Annotated in this window: 1 protein-coding gene; it reads left to right on the top strand. The window is 76.7% G+C overall.

Features of this window, described 5'->3' with window-relative positions; genetic code table 11:
- Positions 1–81: 81 nt before the first annotated feature.
- On the top strand, positions 82–3603 hold a 3522-nt coding region (locus ACFV4F_RS42825), incomplete at its 3' end, for a beta-ketoacyl synthase N-terminal-like domain-containing protein (RefSeq protein WP_380511351.1).

Raw genomic sequence — 3603 nt, 5'->3', positions numbered from 1 at the left:
GCGTTAGTGGCGCATTTCGCTCACGGGCGTACAACGCGCCTGCGCTTATCGCACGCTTACCACTCCCGGTTGTTGTAGCGGTTGCTGGACGGCTTCCGGGCCGTCCTCGACGGGCTCGCCTACACGGCGCCCTCGATCCCGCTGGTCTCCAACCTGACGGGCGCGCTCGCCGACGGCGTCGAGTCGCCCGAGTACTGGGTGCGCCACGTCCGCGAGACCGTCCGCTTCGCCGACGGCGTCCGGGCGCTCGAAGAGGCGGGTGCCACCGCCTTCCTGGAGCTCGGCCCCGACGGCGTGCTGTCGGCGCTCGTCCAGCGGACCGTGGACGGCCCCGTCGCCGCGCTGCAGCGCCGCGACCGGCCCGAGGAGCACTCCCTGGTCACGGCGCTGGCCCGCCTGCACGTCGCGGGCGTGCCGGTCGACTGGACGCGGCTGTTCGACGGCACCGGTGCCCGCCGGGTCGACCTGCCCACCTACCCGTTCCAGCGCGAGCTCTACTGGCCCGAGCGTGCACCCGAGCCCGTCGCCGCCGGCGACCCGGCGGACGCCGCGTTCTGGTCCGCCGTCGAGCGCGCCGACACCGCTGCGCTGGGCACGACGCTGGGCCTGGACGACGACACGTCGCTCGGCGCGCTGCTCCCCGCCCTCTCCGCGTGGCGCCGCCGCCGGACCGAGCGGACGGACGCGGACCGGCTGCGCTACCGGGCGGTCTGGAAGCCGTACGCGGCTCCTGCCGGGCCGGACGCCCTGCCGGGGACGTGGCTGGCGCTCGTGGCCGAGGGGCAGGACGACTCCTGGACGTCCGCGGTGCTCGCCGCGCTGGGCGCGGACGTGGTGCGGGTGACGGTCGACGCCGTGGGTCTGGCCCCGCTCGCCGGGCCGCTCGCCGGGGTGGTGTCCCTGCTCGCCGCCTCCGGCGGCGTGCCCACGGGGCTCGCCCGGCCGGACGCCCTGCTTGCCGCCCTCGGTGAGGCCGGCGTCGAGGCCCCGCTGTGGTGCCTCACCCGCGGCGCCGTCGCCGTCGGCGATACCGAGGCCCCGCAACACGCTGCGCAGGCGGCGGTCTGGGGCATCGGCCGGGTGGTGGCGCTCGAACACCCGGAGGGCTGGGGCGGGTTGATCGACCTGCCGGAGGCGCCCGACGACGCCCGTACGGCGGCCCGGCTGCGGGCGCTGCTCGCCGCGGGCGATGGCGAGGACCAGCTGGCGCTGCGCCCGGCCGGGGCCTTCGCCCGCCGGCTCGTGCGCGCGACGACGCCCGACACGGCACGGCCGTGGACCCCGCGCGGCACGGTCCTGGTGGTCGGCGACCCGGAGGGCCACGCGGCCCCGACGGCCCGCTGGCTCGCCCAGGCGGGCGCGCGGCACGTGGTGGTGCTGACGGGAGAGTCGGTGCCGGTGGCCGGTGCGCGTGGCGACGAGTCGCCCGATGCGGCCGCGGTGCTCGATGCGGCCGGTGATCGGATAGGGGATAGGGGGAGCGAACCCGATGCCGCTGGTGGTCAATTGCCGGCCGGGGGTGTTGAGCTCCCTGCTGCTGGTGATGGTCCGGTGGCTGAACTGCGGGCCGAGCTCGGCGAGTCCGGTACCGACCTGACCCTCGTCGTCGGCACTCCCGGTGACTCCCTCCCCGAGCTGTCGGACCTCTCCGCCGTCCTCTACACCGGCCGCTCCGGCGAGCCCGGTGACCACCTCGCCGGGCTGCTCGCGGACCTCGCGGCGCTCGACGAGGCGCTCGCGGACCGGGAGCTCGACGCCTACGTGCTGTTCGGGTCGATCGCCGGCACCTGGGGCGTCAAGGGCCGGGCCGACGAGGCCGCCGCCAGCGCGCTCCTGGACGCCGTCGCCCAGTCCCGCCGTGCCGCCGGGCGGGCCGCCACCGCCGTCGCCTGGGGCGCCTGGGCGGGCAGCACGCCCGACTCCCTGGCCGCGCACCTGCGGGCCAACGGGCTGCCGCCCGTCGCCCCCGGCCGCGCCCTGGCGGCCCTCGCCGCCGCCCTCGACGGCTCCGCCGTCACCGTCGCCGACGTGGCGTGGGAGCGCTTCGCGCCCGCCTTCGCCGAAACCCGGCCGACCCGGCTCTTCGCCGACCTGCCCGAGGCCCGCGTCGCCGCGGAGCCCGAGGAGGAGACCGCGAGCCGCACCGACGCGCTGCGCGCCGGTCTGCGCGAGCGGTCGGCGGCCGAGCGCACCGAGGCGCTGCTGGCGATCGTCCGGGCCGAGTCGGCGGCCGTGCTCGGTCACGCCGACGCCGACGACGTGCCGTCCGGGCACCCGTTCAAGGACCTCGGCTTCGACTCGCTGACCGCCGTCGACCTGCGCAACCGGCTCACCACCGCGACCGGTCTGCGCCTGCCCGCGACCCTCGTGTTCGACTACCCGACCCCGGCCGCCCTGGCCGCCCACCTCCGCGCCGAACTCTTCGACGAGGCGCAGGAGCCGGAGCGCTCGGCCGTAGCCGCCGACACCGACGACCCGATCGTGATCGTCGGCATGGGCTGCCGCTACCCGGGCGGCGTCCGTTCGCCCGAGGACCTGTGGCGGCTCCTGCGGGAGGGCGCCGACGCGATCGGCCCGTTCCCGGCGGACCGCGGCTGGGACCTCGACCGGCTCGCCCACGGCGACCGCGACGGGCGCGGGCGCAGCGTCACCCAGCAGGGCGGGTTCCTGTACGACGCGGCCGAGTTCGACGCCGCCTTCTTCGGGGTCTCCCCGCGCGAGGCGATGGTCGTCGACCCGCAGCAGCGGCTCGTGCTGGAGACCGCGTGGGAGGCGCTGGAGCGCGCCGGGATCGACCCGGCGGGCCTGCGCGGCTGCGACACCGGTGTGTTCATCGGCGGCGGCAGCGGCGACTACCGGCCGGCCATCGGCCAGCTCGGGCACGTCGAGACCGCGCAGTCCGCGAGCCTGCTGTCCGGCCGGCTCTCCTACACCCTCGGGCTGGAAGGGCCCTCGGTCAGCGTGGACACCGCGTGCTCGTCCTCGCTGGTCGCCCTGCACCTGGCCGCCCAGGCCCTGCGGTCCGGCGAGTGCTCGCTGGCCCTGGCGGGCGGCGTGACGGTGATGTCGAGCCCGGTCGGGTTCGTCGAGTTCGGCGAGATGGGGGCGCTGTCCCCGGACGGGCGCTGCCGCACCTTCTCCGACGCCGCCGAGGGGACCGCGTGGTCCGAGGGCGTCGGCGTCCTGGTGGTGGAGCGGCTCTCGGACGCCGAGCGCCGGGGCCACCGCGTGCTGGCCGTCCTGCGCGGCTCCGCGATCAACCAGGACGGCGCCTCGAACGGCATCACCGCGCCCAACGGCCCGTCCCAGCAGCGCGTCATCCGGCGCGCCCTGGCCAACGCGGGCCTGACGCCCGCGGAGGTCGACGCCGTCGAGGCGCACGGCACCGGTACGAAGCTCGGCGACCCGATCGAGGCCCAGGCGCTCCTCGCCACCTACGGCCAGGACCGTGAACGGCCCGTCCTGATCGGCGCGCTGAAGTCGAACCTGGGCCACACCCAGGCGGCCTCCGGCGTGGCAGGCGTGATCAAGATGGTGCTGGCGATGCAGAACGGCGTGCTGCCGCGCACGCTGCACGTCGGCACGCCGTCCTCGCAAGTCGAC

The sequence above is a fragment of the Kitasatospora sp. NPDC059722 genome (assembly GCF_042733235.1).
Lineage (GTDB): Bacteria > Actinomycetota > Actinomycetes > Streptomycetales > Streptomycetaceae > Kitasatospora.
The sequence above is the reverse complement of the archived record's forward strand: the minus strand, read 5'-3'. Positions and strand labels throughout refer to the sequence as shown.